Raw genomic sequence first — 15,039 nt, forward strand, 5'->3', positions numbered from 1 at the left:
GTATTCACGCGTTTTTCGCATCAAAAATTAGTCCGTTAGTCCCAGTTTTTGAACACGATAGGGGAGAGGACTTTAGTCCCACATATCTACATCACCCGAGACAATTCTAGGACTATTGACTCAATTTAACGTACAACTTGATACTACTATATACAACACGGTACTATCTATGGTATGATGTATTTGTAAGCAAGAAACAAACGAAATTTAAGCGGGTGGGATGCCATGAATGAGGAAGCCGAAAAATCATCTAATGAAAGTAATATTCTAGATGAAAAATATTATGATGTAAAGCAAGTTGCAAAAGTCGTTGATTTAAGTGAGGAAACTATACGCCGTTACATACGTGCAGGGAAGATAAAAGCCGTAAGGATGGGCAGGGGCTTCCGAATTTATGAATCACACCTTAACGAATTTATCGAAAACCTACCCTTCATGGGTGAAGATTAAACCTACTGTAACCAAGTAACATTGTACTGTAACTATTAAACCAAAAAACTATAAACCGAATGGAGATAAATTAATCATGAAAAACACACAAAACGAAGTAGCAAGCACAAACGAAGTATTGGATATCACAGACACACCAGTATCAGCAAGTAGTTTTCTTCCGCAAGTAAATAATGAGGGTGCTTTGGTAAGTGCGTTCACGGATGTATCCAACGTTTTCTACTCTTCAATTGTCGATGATGGAACACGCCAAACAAAAGCTAAAATCTATACAGCTTTGAACAATTCAGAAGGTAATTTCTCTGAACTAAAAGAACCGATTGTTGTACAGGATATTATGGCACATAATGTTCAATTGGCTGATGACCAAACAGGAGAAATCATTGAAACCGTTCGTATCGTATTGGTAACACCAGAGGGAAAAGGTTATCACGCAATGTCACAAGGTGTTATGTCCTCCATTCAAAAAATCGTAGGTATGTACGGTGCGGCTCCATGGGTTCCGGGTATTAAAATGATGCCACGTTCAGTTACAACACGTCGTAAATTCAAAACAGTTACAATTGATATCATCGCCGACTAATAAAAAATAATCTAACAACTAAAAGGAGACTTTACCCATGAACCAGAACATTACAACCATCTTATCACTCGAAACAAAAATGAAAGGTTTGGAATCAGACATTGCTGACTTCGAAGCGGCGGCAAAACAATCCAAAACAGAACTACGTAAGTTGAACAAAATGAAGGTCGATCTAATGGAAATGTGGGAAGTGACAGAAGAAGAAATTGCACCACACCGTCCGAAGGAAGAAAAGGAAGAAGTAAAACCGGAAGTTAAACCAGAGGTAAAACCGGAAGACAAAAAGGACAATCCTCCTGTCACACCTCCAGTTACGCCACCTTCCAACGCGCCTGACAAAGACAAAAACAACAACAACAACAACAATAACATCAAAAAGTAATTAAATACACGGCGCGTCTCAAAAACGCGCCTTTAGTTTCGCCTGAAATGGGGTAGTTTTTTATGGCTAACAACTTCGAATCATTTTATCGTAAACAACTTGCAAACAATCCCAAAATCACAAACAAAGAAGCGGCAAAACGTTTCCGTGCTAGTGGTGGGAAAATAGACAACACTGTACTGTCAACAATCATCCGTACTGTAAAAGGGAAAGACGTAACAAAATCAAAATCGAAGTCTACACCTAAAAAACGAACCGCACCAAAGGTTCCTCGCAAAAAGAAAAAACAATCCACAAAGACCACATCACGAATAACACTCGAAGAATTTTTTAGACAAAACCCACAAACCAAAGACATGCCGAATACCCAAGTTAGGAAATTATTCCGGGCTAAGGGTGGTCGGGGTGACAATGCGAAAATTGACAATGCTAAACGTGACGCATTCGGGATTGAATATAATCAGAAGAAGTCAACCAAGTTTAAGCATCGCTCATACGACAAAATCCCAAAACATATGAAGAAAAGATACATCACCGTTAATGAACGGTACGTGTATATTGTTGAATACTATTTGTATAACGATGAAGAGGGTTATAAAAAAGCATATATGACCATCACATCAAACCGAAAAATGGAAACAAAAGAAGATGTAATCGAAGCACTATTTTTGAACTACGAACGTTTCATAAATCTGTTTGGTGAAAAGTATATGCAGAACCAAGTTGCAGAAGACAAACCCTTTAAGGTAGTGGCAATTGACCGGGGTATTCAGAATGCGTCATGAGGGTTCCACATAAACTTGAACTAAGTCGGTCACGTAGGACTGTCACCCGTGCGATATTTTGGGACACGGAAGCAGATACAGAAATAGAAATCAGTGACGAAGAGATTGCACTTTTGATATCCGAACTTGAATCAAACGTAAAGAAGAAAACCAAGATTAAAAAAGAGCATGACATATACGCCGTGGGTGCTACATATTACCGTGATGTACAGAAGAGACGCGACAAGAAATTTACGAAACACTATTACACCAAGCCCGAACAAGTGGACACAAAACACAAGCATGATTTTGTATCCGATTTTTGGGATGATGTAGACGCATTTACAACTGTCCACCACCCTGTATATATGTTTGCACACAATGCGAAGTATGACATCCAAGTATCACAAGGTATTCACCAACTTGTAAAACGGGGTTATAAGGTAACACGGTTTAATGATGCTAACCCAGCCATTTTTGAATTTACTAAAGTCCACAGTATGGAAACCGATCCAGAAACGGATGAAGTAAAGGTAAAAGTTAAGAAGATTATCCTATTATCATCCACAAACTATTACCAACAATCACTCGAATCACTGGGAAAAGTATTCGGTCTAAAAAAATTGGACTTCGATCATAACCAAAAAATTGATATGAAGGACAGTAATTTTGTATCCGAAATGCTCACTTACCTAGACAGAGACGTGGAAATACTCGAAGTCGCTATGCTATCTTTCCTAGACTTTATACGCAAAGAGCGATTGGGTAAATTCTGTGAAACCATTGCATCACAAACATTCACCGCATTTAAGTCCCGGTTTATGAAGAAGGACATCTTTATACACAGTGATGAAAATGCACTAGGTGTGGAACGCCGCGCATATGCGGGTGGACGTAACGAAGTGTTTTACATGGGTGAGATAGAAGAACTCATTTATTATGTTGACATTAATAGTATGTACCCACACGTCATGTGGTCACAACGTTTCCCGACAAAATTAAAGTCATTCGTTATTACCATGAAACCCAAGCGAATTATGGAAATGATTGAAGAGGGATATCTATTCTGTGCCGACTGTTATATTGATACGAAAATTCCAATTTTTCACCTCAAAGACGAACGACTCATTTTCCCTACGGGTACTTATTGGACATCCCTTTCTACACCTGAAATTATTGAGGGGATCAAGCGGGGTATCATTAAGGAGATTAAGAATGTCGCCGTGTATGAAGGTGAATATATTTTCCGTGATTTTGTCGAATTTTTCTACAATGCAAGACTGGAAGCGAAGCATAATAAGAATGAAGTTATGTCCATGTTGTATAAGCTTTTTATGAACGCATTGTATGGTAAGTTCGGGCAGAAAAAAGTCACATGGAATCCTTACACGGATGCAGAAGGAAACGAAGTGGAATTTGATCCAGAAATTATTGATCAGTATGAAATATATTCAGAACAGCACGGAAGAGTCGGACATAAGATTTTTGGCGGTGTGATGTATGTACAATATGAAGTGGACACTAAGACCGATATCGAAGCCCAAGACTCATTCCCTGCAATAGCCGCACACGTTACCGCACATGCACGAATGTTGTTATGGTCAGCTATCGAAACAGCAGGAATGGAGAATGCTTTTTACTGTGATACAGATTCATTATTTGTCAACAGTACCGGGTATCAGAACCTGTGGTTTGATAACATGATTGATAACGACAGATTGGGTGCTTTGAAAATCGAAGACTTTGGACATGATGTAAAGGTAAGGGGATGTAAGGATTATGTCTTTAATGGTGAGTCAAAAGTTAAGGGTATCAGTAAATCAAAATCAACACGATATATTGGCGTGGACAAAGATGGAAATGAACAGTATGCCGTTACCCGGTGGAATGGTATTGCACAGCGATTCAAGGATGGTAACTTCGTGGAATATTACAATAACACCATTATCAAAACCCTTAGACGCGAATACAAAAAAGGCATTGTTGGAAATGATAACCGGGTTATACCGTTTAACCTCACCAATCCTATGTACACGCAAAACGTTGTTACCGACATCAAAGCGGTGTCACCAACACCAAACGAGATTGACGCACTCATACAAAAATTCGGTAAAATTATGATGCCTTTCAAGGGGCAACCGTATCACGATATTTTTTCGTCATTAACACGTACACAAAAAGGCAGATATTTTGCTCTAAATGAAGGCACTGAAATGGGTGCATGGTTACGCATCACAAACATGACTTTAGACTCATTTTTATCAGAGTTAAAAAATAAACAAAAAGCGGTGTAGACAAACGCTAACTAAATCGGTTATGATTACCTAGCAAACACCGCTTTGAAACTAAGGAGGTTTTTAAGATGGCATTTACCCCAAAGGACGATAAAGAAAAGGAGGAAGCATTGGAATGGGCAAAACAGCAAATTCAGTCCTCGAAAGAGCAAGACAAAGAAACAGAGAAACAGAGTCAGAAACAGGAGGAAGTACCGACCCCGGAACAACAGGAGGAACCAGTACAGAAAGTACCAGTACCGGAACCACCACCGAAGGAACCGGAACCACAGGAAGACGAAGAACCCCAAAACCCACAGACGGGATCGCAATCGACGGAACCACCCAAGGCGAAACGCTCACTAATGAGACGGTTCCTCGGATAGAACCACCTTCGGGCACACCCCCAAAACGTGACCGAAAACGAAATAACACAACCTCGAAAAAAACCGCTGAAAAAGAAGCAACGAAAGCGAAAGAGTTAACCCAAACGGCTCAAATGCTTTCGTCACTCATTAAAACCCTTTCTGATATATCATCCATGCGTACTGGTTCACACTGGCAATTGAGTAAAGAAGAAACAGATAACATTGCAAAACCCCTCGTAGGAATTTTAGACCGCTACAACCTTCTGGAAAAAATCGCTCAAGGTAGCGATATGATTGCTTTAGGGACAGCCTTGTCCGTAGCATTCGCACCCCGTGTTATGTATCAATTACAACTGAATAAGCAAAGGAGAGTAAAAGTTAATGCTGAATCCGTTCGTAAACTCCAAACCCAGCAACAATCTAGAGTCGATACTCAATCTATCCCCGGAGTCCATCACCCCGATGCAACAGAGAGCACTGGACAGAATCAATCCCCTATTGGACAAAATTCCCCCGATGATCAAACCTCTACTGCTGAATTTCTTACCCAATTTCCTGCCACAGTCCCAGACAGTTATTACTGATGAATCACTGGTTGAAATTATGAACAACCTCCGCGTTGAACTGGATGTGATCCAATTTGGCGAAATCGAAACACCTTACGACAAACACGATACAGACTGATGAATTTGTCTTCATCCCCGGAAAAACAGGTTCAGGAAAATCCGTCCTAGCCCGTGTATACCTCTCGCAATTCCCTCGCGTTGTCATGCTTGACACAAAAGCTTCATCACTCCGTGATATCAAAAAAGGTAAAAATCCTTGGCAAGAAGTACCCCCTGAAAAACTCGCTATTTGTACCTCATTCGATAGCTTCCAACAAGCGATAGAAGAGGGCATACGATCACACCTCATTTACGTACCACCCCACAATGAAATGAACTTCGAATCATTCAACACATTTTTCGAATACTGTTACGAACTGGAAGACATTACTATCTGGGTTGATGAAGTATACTCCGTATGTCCTACCCCACACACTATGCCTGAATATTACCAAGCGGTATTAACCCGTGGTCGTGACAGAAATGTTGTCACATGGTCATTGACCCAAAGACCTAAAGGCATCCCATCCCAAATCCTCGCACAATCCACACACTTTTTCGTGTTTAACATCGTCAAGCCCGATGATAGAAAAGAACTTTACAAAGTAACAGGTGCACCGGAAATGTTAGTACGTCCCGAAGATTATAACTTTTGGTACTGGGCTGATGGTATGGACAATGCCATCAAAGCAGTGTTGGAACTGAAAGGGGGTGAAGACTAATATGGAAGGAACATTTATGGGTGTCGGCTTCCGAAACCTACTGGGAATTACCCTCTTCGTTATCCTCATGATTGTACTCCTCAAAGTTGTATTCACAAAACATCCAGTAAAAGGTGTTTCCGAAGTAATCCAAGCCGTTTAAATCATTGACAATTTTTCACCACGAAAGGAGGTGGAATACATATGGGTCGGTTTATGTCTCCTAGCTTCTGGATTGGTGTAATCGTAGCAACGGTATTTACCATGATTATGATCTACGCAATTAAGAAAGTTTCTATCAAGTACAATGTACCAGTTTTGAGCACAGTATCCGAAGGTGTATAACCCCGTTTTAACCCCACAAAAATTCAACGTTCCACGTGGAACAAAAGGAGAATAATTTCAATGGCTGACCAACAACAAATTTCCCCGCAACACCGTGCCGCACTTTTTGCACAGGCAACACGTCAAACATGGCAACCACTTCCAAGCATTTCAGCAACGGAAGGTGATACAAAATCTTTCGACTTACCTAAGACCCGTTTGACATCCCGTATCCGGGTACAAGTCGAAGCAAAATTAAACGTGAAACATGCTTCCGCAACTAGCTACGTGCCAAGTCCATTCGCACCGTATACCATGCTTCGTTCAATCGAACTATCCGTAAATAACGGTTTCTCACCTTTCAAAATTTCCGGTAAACAGGCGTTTATGTATTCGGTTATGCGTGAGGATGCAAGCATTGTATTCCCTAAAACTTCGGGACGTGGTAAAAACGTTCAAGGTTTGGTCGCTTCCGCGGCGGGTGCTGACAACAAAGTTCGATTGACTTTGGACTTGCCACTTACCATTAATGACCGTGAACCAATTGGTCTTGTACTCACACAAAACCAAGAAACCGTAGTAACGGTAACTATGGACATTGCAAAAGCTGACCAATTGGGTAGCGATCAAGCCGGGTACACGTTCGCATTGTCTGATGTGAAAATTACACCATTCGTTGAATCATTCTCCGTACCAAATATTCCGCAAGCAATTCCCGACTTGTCTGTACTTAAATTGGTACAAGGTGCAACGCAAGCCATTACGGGTAGCGGCGAACAGACGTACAAATTCCCAACGGGTATGGTATACCGCAAGTTCGCTATCCTTATCGAAGATACAAACGGTAAAGGTATGACGGATGATGAAATTTCCGCTAACCTTGAAATTATCTTTAACCAAGCCGATATCCCTTATCGTGTTTCCTCGAAAATGCTTGCCGCAATTAATGAAGAAATGTATGGTAGAACGTTGCCCGATGGGATGTACGTATTTGACCTAACATACCAAGGTGTTGCGAACTACGGTGGTACTCGTGACTACATCAACACCGAAAACCTGACAGAGTTCTGGCTCAAATTCAACACCGCAAAAGCGGGTAACATTACAGTTGTTTACGAGAACTTAACTCGTATGCGTACACAGGGATAATCAAACCATTAGCGGGGTTGGCGTAAGTCACCCCGTTAGAAAGGAGAATATGAATGCAACAAAACTATTCAGGTTTTAGTAGTTACGATATTTCTAACATTTATCCCAATTGGAGCATTGGGCAAACACAATCCGAGGAAACATTGGTTGATGATAAAGCCCAAGAAGTAATGACTGTTACAGAGCAAGTCCATGACACAACGGCGGTTGACAAAAAGAAAAGCACAAACATGTGGGTGTTACTTGCCGCAATTGTGCTAGTAATCATCTTCTTCGGAACGAAGTAAAAAAGGGAAGGTCGTGCAGTACGATGGATGTTGTATTTCTGAAAGAAATGGTAGGTTCGTTTGGTTTTCCCATATTCATTACGGTTTGGCTTTTGACAAAATCGTCGAAGGAAAATGAAGCCACACGACAATCTATGGACGCGTTGCAAAAAGCGGTGACGGAACTTACCGTATCACTTAAAAAGTAGGTGTATATTTTGTCAAACGGGATCATTGTTGTCATACTGATTTTCGCTCTATATTTCTTGGTGCTACGAAAGAAGGGATAGCACAATGAAGAATCAAATCATTCTACTTCTCCTGATACTGGGTATTGTGTATGTGGTCATTGAAGAGTTACACCCGAACGGGAAAAAATTCATCATGCGGATTGTAGAAGGTAACTTCTCAATTGGTGGCGGTAGCACAACAAATAGTGAACCGCCGCAACTACCATACACGGACAAGAAAAGTAACCCGATTGCAGTATCAGGACAACAAAAAGTCGAACGCGAATTAAGGTGGGTATGATATGGATAACACAAGATCATTTTTCGTACCCGTCATTTCCTTTATCGGTTTGACCCTCGCTATAACCATGATCATGGGTGAGAAATTTGCAACAGGTTTTGTCACCCTTGTATTAATGTCCATCATCCTCATTAACAGTGACAAAGTAATTTCATTTTTGAAAGGAGTCGAATACTGATGCGTGATATTGTCGCTATCTGTGGTGGTATCGGAATCTTGATCGGTATCTACTTGGTACTGAATAAGGGTACTCAATCTGTTAACATTATCAATGCCTTTGCGGGAAATGCAATCAAAGGTATCAGCACGTTGCAAGGTAACAAAGTTTCATAAAGACATCAATCCGCGCTATGAGAAAGTAGCGCGGAAAGGAGGTAAAACATGTTCCCCGGATATCATCGTTCGTTTGATACATTCGCCGCAATTTATGGGTACGCAAACCGACCCGTTGATAATCCACAAATGGACTTAGCCATCGGTGATGCTGAAAACCTAAAGTTTCAACCGATCATGTTCGAACTTTTACCACCGGGACGCGAACCGCATTTTGGTTTACAAGATAGTATTGTAGACATGTCACCTAAGCGAGAGGGACGACAAGTGAAGTTAAAAGATGTCGAACTATCCGGTTGGTACGGTGATGAATATGGTGGTGGTTTTAGTTGAGTGGATTTAATATCAAAGAAATAACTTCCGATGGTGTTGGAAAAATCAAAGGAATGTTCAAAGGTAAGAAAGGAAAAATAACACTCGTTGTTGTCATTGTATTGGGTCTCGTTGTTTTCCTCGCACTTCGCAACCGATCATCATCCTCACAAAGTGTACCCGTTGCACTTTCAGGATACCCGTCCGATGGGATGCCTTCGGGTGGTGGTGCTGGTGGTGGGTCAATGGACACATCCGGTTTTGATGATGCCATTTCAAACATCAACAAAAACTTTGCTGACCTACTACAACAAAACAACCAAGACGCACAGCGATTAATGCAGGAAATGCAAAACGCAAACGTCAATCAGTACAACGCAATGCAAAACGCGTTTGACCAAATGAGTGGTTCATACTCGAATCAGTTTCAATCCATGCAAGGTATGATTGATGGAATGAACGCCGAGTTCCAGAAACAATACCTCAATTTCGAACAACAAAATAAAACATTGACCGATCAACTCCAATCCTTTAAGGATCGACAAGCACAACAAAGTATTCAATACCCTTCCGCAAGTTCCTCCAGTTCTTCCTCTTCATCATCTTCTAATAGTTCAAACTGGATGACTGGTTCCACATTGCAACAAGCAAAAAATGAAGTCATTGCTTCGAACAATTGGAGTCAGCAAACACAAAACTATCTCAATGGTATTGTGAGTTCGCAATCTACATCCTCTATGTACCAAGCCGCACAAACAGCAGAATCCAATCTTTCTTCGCAAAAATGGCAAGACGCGAAAGACGCATTCAAACCATCCACCCCAACACCGGGAGTTGCTCAGGCATCCGTTGCAAAAGTGGAAGTGTTGGGTACGAAGAAGAAATAAACATACAGGGGATGGGTTTTATAGCCTATCCCTAAAGGAGTATCAACCATGCGAACATTATCACCGCAAGGTTTGGCAATGATCAAGAACCATGAAGGGTTAAGACTTTCCGCATACAAACCAGTATCGAAAGAAAAGTATTATACCATTGGTTACGGTCACTATGGTTCTGATGTGTACAGTGGTATGCAAATAACAGAAAAACAAGCCGAAGCATTACTAATGCAGGACATCAAAAAATTTGAAGGTTTTGTTAATAACAAAGCATTCGTACCACTCACAGCATCCCTTAATCAAAATCAGTTTGACGCATTAGTATCATTCGCCTTTAATACGGGAGAGGGAAATTTGCAAAAGTTAACGGGTGGTAATCGGTCACTGAAAGAAATTGCAGATGCAATGCTTCTTTATAATAAGGGAAGTGGTCAGGTGTTACCGGGACTTGTCACACGTAGAAAATCGGAACGGGAACTATTCCTTTCATCAAGCGCGCCGGGTATCCCTTCAAAAGACGAATGGAACAAAATGACCAAAGAGGAACAAGAAAAGTTTATGATGGACATCCCCATTAACGGTGGTGGACGTGTTGGTGATGGGATCGGAATGGGTGACTTTTTCGAAGGTGTGGACAACGGTTTTCAGTCCGGTGTGGATGCAGTGACCAACGTAAATACATACAAAACAATCGGTATGTATGCGGCGGTCATTATTGTTGGGATCGTATTGATCGGGTTAATCGTTTTAATGACAATGCAAAGTGGAGGTTTGAACGCTAATGGCTGATATTACACGTACACAAAATATGGGTAACAAAGACGTTGGATCAATGGAAGTTATGGTTCCGCCGGGTATGAAATACTTATCAATTCTAAATGCGGGTACAGATAACACAATTGAAATATACGAAGGTCAAAGATCGGAAACAGCGGTAAACGTTCTTGATAGTTTCGCCGTTGTTCAACCATACCAAAACACAACTAGACCAATTAGGGAAAGTCAATTCTATACGATTGTTTGGCGTACTGGTGGTAAGGTAAGTGATCAAAAAATTCTGTCACTTATTTTCTCGCAAAACAACCTAGGGATTAACTTCCAAGGTGGGATGCCCGGAACGAACCAAAACATGACCTTAACGGGTGATACTGTTGGACTCGCTAAAGCATCACAGTTGCCGGGATCATTAAACAGCGGAAACTTAAGAACAGCAGTGATGAATGATGTCAATACAAAACTGGTTGGTGAGATTCCAGCGGGTACGAAACAAATTGGTTCCGTTAAAGTAGATGCACTACCGGACGTAACCGTCGCTGGTGAGGTCACAACCCGAAGTGTCGGAACGTCAAACGTAAATGTTCAAAATACTGTAAACGCAAGATTACAAGAAAGTTCAGCAATTATTGGCAAGGTTGCACTTGCGGCAAACGTCCCTGTAATGGATCGTAATTTTAAAAATGGGTGGTTGGTTCAGGGTCAATCAGTGGAGGTTATTACTGCTCCGGCTGAAGGAATAGAAGTATTCATACAGTCTGGGTATAAGCAACCATCCGAGGTAACAATTATTTTTGTAACTATACGTAGAAATGGTGAATTTAATCCGGTTGCTGAATTACGTCCGGGTGATACATTCCAGTCTGACCTAGCAATCGGTGAAACGGTATTCGTATCTACTGATGATGATGAAGCATTCTATTATGCGACATCCACATGGAGGTAACAACATGAAGATAATCAAAGGCATTCGTCCTACCAGTGGAGGTGGGACAGGTGGTAATGCATATAACGTAGATGTATTAGAAGGAAAGACATTTACGAATGATGATGGAATGCAGGTCGGTGGAATGAAAGATTTTTCAGCTAAGGATTCGAATGTGGGTATGTACACTGTGGTTCCAAAAACTACTGTAAACTACCTCGCTGTATCTCCACAAATGGAAGGTAAGTACAATGATAAAAGTAGAATACTGGTCGGGTCGTTTGAATTTAAACCGGAGAATATCAGGAAAGGGTCAGATATTTTTGGAATGGTAGGTACGTTAGAATTACCATCACTTAAGACATCACAGGTTAGTCTAGTAAATGACAAAATTAATTTACTAGCAAGTGGGTCACAGGAAAGACCTATCTTGACAGACATTGATGCAAAATCTATGTTGTTTGACTTTGTATCAGATAGTGGTTCTACCTTACCATATTCAGCTATAACTAAATCTGGAGACGTTCGGAACTATATTATTCTGAAACAAGCAACGTCTAATATCACAAATGATGGTTTGGAATTATTCTCTAACCCATTACTAGGTAGTGCTAATAATGAAATTCTAATAATGGGTATTAAGATAGATTTTCATAATCTAATTGCCTACGTCTCATGGCTTAATCCTCTTAATGGTTCAGGTGGTGTAAAAACAACATCATTGTCAGGTGGTATTGATAGATCAAAAATGTATAAGGTAGTTCATAGAACAATTAGTTTCACGGGTTCACAATCTACAACACAACGAACAGTAGAGGAAAACTTAAGTGGTAAGAAATTCATAATCTAAAAGGGGCATAAATATGAGAAAAATCTCAGAGGAAGGTATTTCATTTATCAAGAAACATGAGGGTGTGCGCCTAACGGCGTACAAACCCGTCAAGGCTGAAAGGTTTTACACGATAGGTTATGGTCATTACGGATCGGACGTAACACCCAATATGGTTATCACTTTGAAACAAGCAGAAAATATCTTATTGTCAGACCTACGCAAATTTGAGAATTTTGTCAATAATCCATCATATGTTCCAATGACCGAAATACTTAATCAAAATCAGTTTGACGCTTTGGTATCATTCGCATTCAATACTGGACAGGGAAACCTTAAAAAGTTGTGTGGAAATAACCGCACATTGAAAGACATTTCAGAAGCAATCTTGCTTTACGTGAATGGTGCTAGTGGAGTGTTACAAGGACTTGTTACACGCCGAAAAGCTGAACGAGAACTATTTCTTAAACCCGTGAAGGAGGATGTAAAAGTGTCCGCACAATTACAGAAAGAAATTGATATGTTAAACGCAAATAATAAGGTCTTGACAGACGCACTTAATGTTACCATTAAGGCGATGGGTAGTATGCAAGCTACCATTGAAAAGCTTGAAGAAAGTGTTAAGACCATAACAGATTCTTCACAAATTCAAATGCCAGAATGGGCTAAAAAGAGTGTGGAAAATTTGACCAAGTTAGGTGTTGTAAATTCCGGTGCAAAAGGCTCATATGATTTCTATCGTAATTGCGCAATGATTGATAGAGCAATTCGCCTTGTCTCAGGTAACAACTAAAGAGCGCGCCTTTACATCTAGTTCCAGTGTACTACTTTTTAATTATATTTTGTCGCAAAAAACATACAAAAAACAACCGAAAAACATACGCAAAAATGCATGTTAGGTGTTGTACGGTGTCGTATGTTGTAGTATAATAGACTTACGGCGCCGATACCATGATTCACCATCTAAGGGGAGAAATTCAATGAGTAAATTTGGAAATATTGCATATCGTATTGCGGTTCTTTGTGATGGGGATAACAGCACAATTGCCAACGAGTATATTGATGGTGTCGGACGGGACGTTATTTGCACTGTAACTTTAGAGGATTTAATAGACGCTTTTAATTATAATAATTGCTCTGATAATTTCGCATAAAATGAGTACAAAAACCGCCTTGAAAATAGGTGGTTTTTTTCTTTAAATAGGTGTTGTATTGTGTAGTACGTTGTAGTATAATAAAGTTATACCAATAAGGGAGCGATACATAATGACAAAACGTGAAGAGTTTGTAAAGAACCTGAAAGCATCAACCTATGTGAGTAAACTTTTAAAGACAAAAAGAAAGGTACTATTAGCTGAAAAAAACTCATTGGATAAAGGTACACCAGAAGGATACATTCGATACAATGAAATTAATGAAGAAATTGAACTTATAAGAACAGCATTAATACAAGTGTAAGAGAACGCCGCGAATCCGTTAAGGGTTGGCGGCTTTGCCAGTGAAAGGAGTTGGTTCGGGTGCGCACCCCAACTATTTTAATTAATCTTGGACGTGAATTAGTCCATGCTAAAGTCTTGAAAAAATCAGTAATGGTCATGATGGGAAAGGTATCAAGTCCCGGCGAGTATTATTATTTGTTTGACTATAAATTTGATGGCGATACATATGAGATACATTACAGAATTGATGAGTATATCGCCACGATTAAAAGAAGAGGTAAAAAGAGGGAGGTAGTTTAAATGAATGAAAAGAAAATAAAGGTTGTTTATTTTGACACTGATTCCATATTTGTGGAGGAAGAGAAAAAACTACTAGGTCAAGTTGGTGAAGAGGTTGTTAAACACGCTAAGGAACTTGGGTTCAAAAAGTGTACGATTCGCGGAATCATTTTTAGTCTCGATGATGCTAAGTCTTACGTTAGTCAGTATCATGCTAATGATCGCTTCACCATTGATATTGAAGGAGACGCTTATATATTCCATGAAGGTACTAACAAGTACAATCCACAAGATGTTGTTTTGAGGTTCAGATGAAAGGTCGGTTGTTCTTGTTGGTTTGTCTGGTTATATTCTTATATTATAAGGTGGTAATGTGATTGAAGGATAATACACATGTTCATATTGAAATAAACACAACATTAAATAATATGTATTTACCAAATGAATTATTACGTGAAGGTAAGAAGATAATGACAGTAATTTCAGCTAAATATAATGGTGGTGATCATGAAAGCTATAATACAGCACTTATGTTTGTAAATATGGGTATAGAAACGTATAAATTAAATCCAAATTGGGAACATGATTTAATTAAATTAAAAACAAATGCGGGTGATATGATTTTTGGTGTTTTGTACAGTGTAAAAAGTAAAGTAGAAAAGGTTAATGACTTTAAGGATTTTATAAACAAAATGGACGCTAATGAATTGTGTGATATTTTAGAACAAATTCAGTCAAAATATAAGCAAAAATAAGACCCAGAAATGGGTCTATTTTTTATGAATTTGTAGGTAAAAAGTACTAGAAATGTGACGATTCAAAACCGGGACTTAAGACCTAAAAATGAATGCGAAAAACGCGTGAATACCAT

At 39.8% G+C, this 15,039-nt stretch carries 25 protein-coding genes; all 25 read left to right on the forward strand.

Features of this window, described 5'->3' with window-relative positions:
- Positions 1–225: 225 nt before the first annotated feature.
- The 25 genes from M3636_RS28845 to M3636_RS28965 all read left to right on the forward strand — a co-directional run bounded on the left by M3636_RS28845 (position 226) and on the right by M3636_RS28965 (position 14,923).
- On the forward strand, positions 226–450 hold the full coding sequence (locus M3636_RS28845) for a helix-turn-helix domain-containing protein (protein ID WP_251384723.1): 225 nt from the start codon (positions 226–228) through the stop codon (positions 448–450).
- Positions 451–526: 76 nt separating this feature from the next.
- Complete coding sequence (locus M3636_RS28850; RefSeq protein ID WP_251384724.1) at positions 527–1,033, forward strand: hypothetical protein; 507 nt, start codon at positions 527–529, stop codon at positions 1,031–1,033.
- 37 nt (positions 1,034–1,070) lie between these two features.
- Positions 1,071–1,415 (forward strand): hypothetical protein, encoded by a 345-nt coding sequence (locus M3636_RS28855; RefSeq protein ID WP_251384725.1) that lies wholly within the window; start codon positions 1,071–1,073, stop codon positions 1,413–1,415.
- 62 nt (positions 1,416–1,477) lie between these two features.
- The gene (locus M3636_RS28860) at positions 1,478–2,200 is read left to right on the forward strand and encodes a hypothetical protein (RefSeq protein ID WP_251384726.1); all 723 of its coding nucleotides are present in this window, start codon (positions 1,478–1,480) and stop codon (positions 2,198–2,200) included.
- A gap of 113 nt (positions 2,201–2,313) precedes the next feature.
- A complete protein-coding gene (locus M3636_RS28865) occupies positions 2,314–4,473 on the forward strand; it encodes a DNA polymerase (protein WP_251384727.1) in 2,160 nt (719 codons plus the stop codon).
- Between the two features lie 115 nt (positions 4,474–4,588).
- On the forward strand, positions 4,589–5,404 hold the full coding sequence (locus M3636_RS28870) for a hypothetical protein (RefSeq protein ID WP_251384728.1): 816 nt from the start codon (positions 4,589–4,591) through the stop codon (positions 5,402–5,404).
- 56 nt (positions 5,405–5,460) lie between these two features.
- On the forward strand, positions 5,461–6,147 hold the full coding sequence (locus M3636_RS28875; protein WP_251384729.1) for an ATP-binding protein: 687 nt from the start codon (positions 5,461–5,463) through the stop codon (positions 6,145–6,147).
- Position 6,148: 1 nt separating this feature from the next.
- On the forward strand, positions 6,149–6,289 hold the full coding sequence (locus M3636_RS28880) for a hypothetical protein (protein ID WP_251384730.1): 141 nt from the start codon (positions 6,149–6,151) through the stop codon (positions 6,287–6,289).
- Between the two features lie 41 nt (positions 6,290–6,330).
- Complete coding sequence (locus tag M3636_RS28885) at positions 6,331–6,471, forward strand: hypothetical protein (RefSeq protein WP_251384731.1); 141 nt, start codon at positions 6,331–6,333, stop codon at positions 6,469–6,471.
- A gap of 60 nt (positions 6,472–6,531) precedes the next feature.
- Positions 6,532–7,599 carry a cytoplasmic protein gene (locus tag M3636_RS28890; RefSeq protein WP_251384732.1) on the forward strand — a complete coding sequence of 356 codons (1,068 nt, stop codon included), beginning with the start codon at positions 6,532–6,534 and terminating at the stop codon, positions 7,597–7,599.
- Positions 7,600–7,652: 53 nt separating this feature from the next.
- Entirely contained in the window at positions 7,653–7,886 is a 234-nt protein-coding gene (locus M3636_RS28895; RefSeq protein ID WP_251384733.1) for a hypothetical protein, read from the forward strand.
- 273 nt (positions 7,887–8,159) lie between these two features.
- Positions 8,160–8,396 (forward strand): hypothetical protein, encoded by a 237-nt coding sequence (locus tag M3636_RS28900; protein WP_251384734.1) that lies wholly within the window; start codon positions 8,160–8,162, stop codon positions 8,394–8,396.
- 1 nt (position 8,397) lies between these two features.
- Positions 8,398–8,574, forward strand: coding sequence for a hypothetical protein (locus M3636_RS28905; RefSeq protein ID WP_251384735.1), 177 nt, complete (start codon positions 8,398–8,400; stop codon positions 8,572–8,574).
- Complete coding sequence (locus M3636_RS28910; protein WP_251384736.1) at positions 8,574–8,729, forward strand: hypothetical protein; 156 nt, start codon at positions 8,574–8,576, stop codon at positions 8,727–8,729. Before M3636_RS28905 ends, M3636_RS28910 begins: the two co-directional genes overlap by 1 nt.
- 48 nt (positions 8,730–8,777) lie before the next feature.
- Entirely contained in the window at positions 8,778–9,062 is a 285-nt protein-coding gene (locus tag M3636_RS28915; protein WP_251384737.1) for a hypothetical protein, read from the forward strand.
- Positions 9,059–9,928, forward strand: a complete 870-nt coding sequence (locus M3636_RS28920; RefSeq protein ID WP_251384738.1) for a hypothetical protein — start codon at positions 9,059–9,061, stop codon at positions 9,926–9,928. Before M3636_RS28915 ends, M3636_RS28920 begins: the two co-directional genes overlap by 4 nt.
- A 48-nt stretch (positions 9,929–9,976) precedes the next feature.
- Positions 9,977–10,711, forward strand: a complete 735-nt coding sequence (locus tag M3636_RS28925) for a lysozyme (protein WP_251384739.1) — start codon at positions 9,977–9,979, stop codon at positions 10,709–10,711.
- The gene (locus tag M3636_RS28930; protein ID WP_251384740.1) at positions 10,704–11,642 is read left to right on the forward strand and encodes a hypothetical protein; all 939 of its coding nucleotides are present in this window, start codon (positions 10,704–10,706) and stop codon (positions 11,640–11,642) included. The genes M3636_RS28925 and M3636_RS28930 overlap by 8 nt, the downstream gene beginning before the upstream one ends.
- A 4-nt stretch (positions 11,643–11,646) precedes the next feature.
- Positions 11,647–12,471, forward strand: coding sequence for a hypothetical protein (locus tag M3636_RS28935; RefSeq protein ID WP_251384741.1), 825 nt, complete (start codon positions 11,647–11,649; stop codon positions 12,469–12,471).
- A gap of 13 nt (positions 12,472–12,484) precedes the next feature.
- Positions 12,485–13,243, forward strand: a complete 759-nt coding sequence (locus M3636_RS28940) for a lysozyme (RefSeq protein WP_251384742.1) — start codon at positions 12,485–12,487, stop codon at positions 13,241–13,243.
- Positions 13,244–13,430: 187 nt separating this feature from the next.
- Positions 13,431–13,604 (forward strand): hypothetical protein, encoded by a 174-nt coding sequence (locus M3636_RS28945; RefSeq protein ID WP_251384743.1) that lies wholly within the window; start codon positions 13,431–13,433, stop codon positions 13,602–13,604.
- Positions 13,605–13,716: 112 nt separating this feature from the next.
- Positions 13,717–13,908, forward strand: a complete 192-nt coding sequence (locus M3636_RS28950; RefSeq protein ID WP_251384744.1) for a hypothetical protein — start codon at positions 13,717–13,719, stop codon at positions 13,906–13,908.
- Positions 13,909–13,967: 59 nt separating this feature from the next.
- A complete protein-coding gene (locus M3636_RS28955; protein ID WP_251384745.1) occupies positions 13,968–14,189 on the forward strand; it encodes a hypothetical protein in 222 nt (73 codons plus the stop codon).
- Positions 14,190–14,483, forward strand: coding sequence for a hypothetical protein (locus M3636_RS28960; protein ID WP_251384746.1), 294 nt, complete (start codon positions 14,190–14,192; stop codon positions 14,481–14,483).
- A gap of 62 nt (positions 14,484–14,545) precedes the next feature.
- Positions 14,546–14,923, forward strand: a complete 378-nt coding sequence (locus M3636_RS28965; RefSeq protein WP_251384747.1) for a hypothetical protein — start codon at positions 14,546–14,548, stop codon at positions 14,921–14,923.
- The last annotated feature ends 116 nt before the right edge of the window (positions 14,924–15,039 follow it).

It is taken from the genome of Paenibacillus sp. MER 99-2 (assembly GCF_023714095.1).
Taxonomy (GTDB): Bacteria; Bacillota; Bacilli; order Paenibacillales; family Paenibacillaceae; genus Paenibacillus.

Coding starts and splice junctions, on each gene's coding strand:
- M3636_RS28885 (WP_251384731.1), top strand. CDS start 6,331: ATGGGTCGGTTTATGTCTCCTAGCTTCTGGATTGGTGTAATCGTAGCA.
- M3636_RS28890 (WP_251384732.1), top strand. CDS start 6,532: ATGGCTGACCAACAACAAATTTCCCCGCAACACCGTGCCGCACTTTTT.
- M3636_RS28950 (WP_251384744.1), top strand. CDS start 13,717: ATGACAAAACGTGAAGAGTTTGTAAAGAACCTGAAAGCATCAACCTAT.
- M3636_RS28905 (WP_251384735.1), top strand. CDS start 8,398: ATGGATAACACAAGATCATTTTTCGTACCCGTCATTTCCTTTATCGGT.
- M3636_RS28880 (WP_251384730.1), top strand. CDS start 6,149: ATGGAAGGAACATTTATGGGTGTCGGCTTCCGAAACCTACTGGGAATT.
- M3636_RS28860 (WP_251384726.1), top strand. CDS start 1,478: ATGGCTAACAACTTCGAATCATTTTATCGTAAACAACTTGCAAACAAT.
- M3636_RS28915 (WP_251384737.1), top strand. CDS start 8,778: ATGTTCCCCGGATATCATCGTTCGTTTGATACATTCGCCGCAATTTAT.
- M3636_RS28870 (WP_251384728.1), top strand. CDS start 4,589: ATGGGCAAAACAGCAAATTCAGTCCTCGAAAGAGCAAGACAAAGAAAC.
- M3636_RS28935 (WP_251384741.1), top strand. CDS start 11,647: ATGAAGATAATCAAAGGCATTCGTCCTACCAGTGGAGGTGGGACAGGT.
- M3636_RS28930 (WP_251384740.1), top strand. CDS start 10,704: ATGGCTGATATTACACGTACACAAAATATGGGTAACAAAGACGTTGGA.
- M3636_RS28845 (WP_251384723.1), top strand. CDS start 226: ATGAATGAGGAAGCCGAAAAATCATCTAATGAAAGTAATATTCTAGAT.
- M3636_RS28850 (WP_251384724.1), top strand. CDS start 527: ATGAAAAACACACAAAACGAAGTAGCAAGCACAAACGAAGTATTGGAT.
- M3636_RS28945 (WP_251384743.1), top strand. CDS start 13,431: ATGAGTAAATTTGGAAATATTGCATATCGTATTGCGGTTCTTTGTGAT.
- M3636_RS28960 (WP_251384746.1), top strand. CDS start 14,190: ATGAATGAAAAGAAAATAAAGGTTGTTTATTTTGACACTGATTCCATA.
- M3636_RS28900 (WP_251384734.1), top strand. CDS start 8,160: ATGAAGAATCAAATCATTCTACTTCTCCTGATACTGGGTATTGTGTAT.
- M3636_RS28895 (WP_251384733.1), top strand. CDS start 7,653: ATGCAACAAAACTATTCAGGTTTTAGTAGTTACGATATTTCTAACATT.
- M3636_RS28925 (WP_251384739.1), top strand. CDS start 9,977: ATGCGAACATTATCACCGCAAGGTTTGGCAATGATCAAGAACCATGAA.
- M3636_RS28940 (WP_251384742.1), top strand. CDS start 12,485: ATGAGAAAAATCTCAGAGGAAGGTATTTCATTTATCAAGAAACATGAG.
- M3636_RS28855 (WP_251384725.1), top strand. CDS start 1,071: ATGAACCAGAACATTACAACCATCTTATCACTCGAAACAAAAATGAAA.
- M3636_RS28910 (WP_251384736.1), top strand. CDS start 8,574: ATGCGTGATATTGTCGCTATCTGTGGTGGTATCGGAATCTTGATCGGT.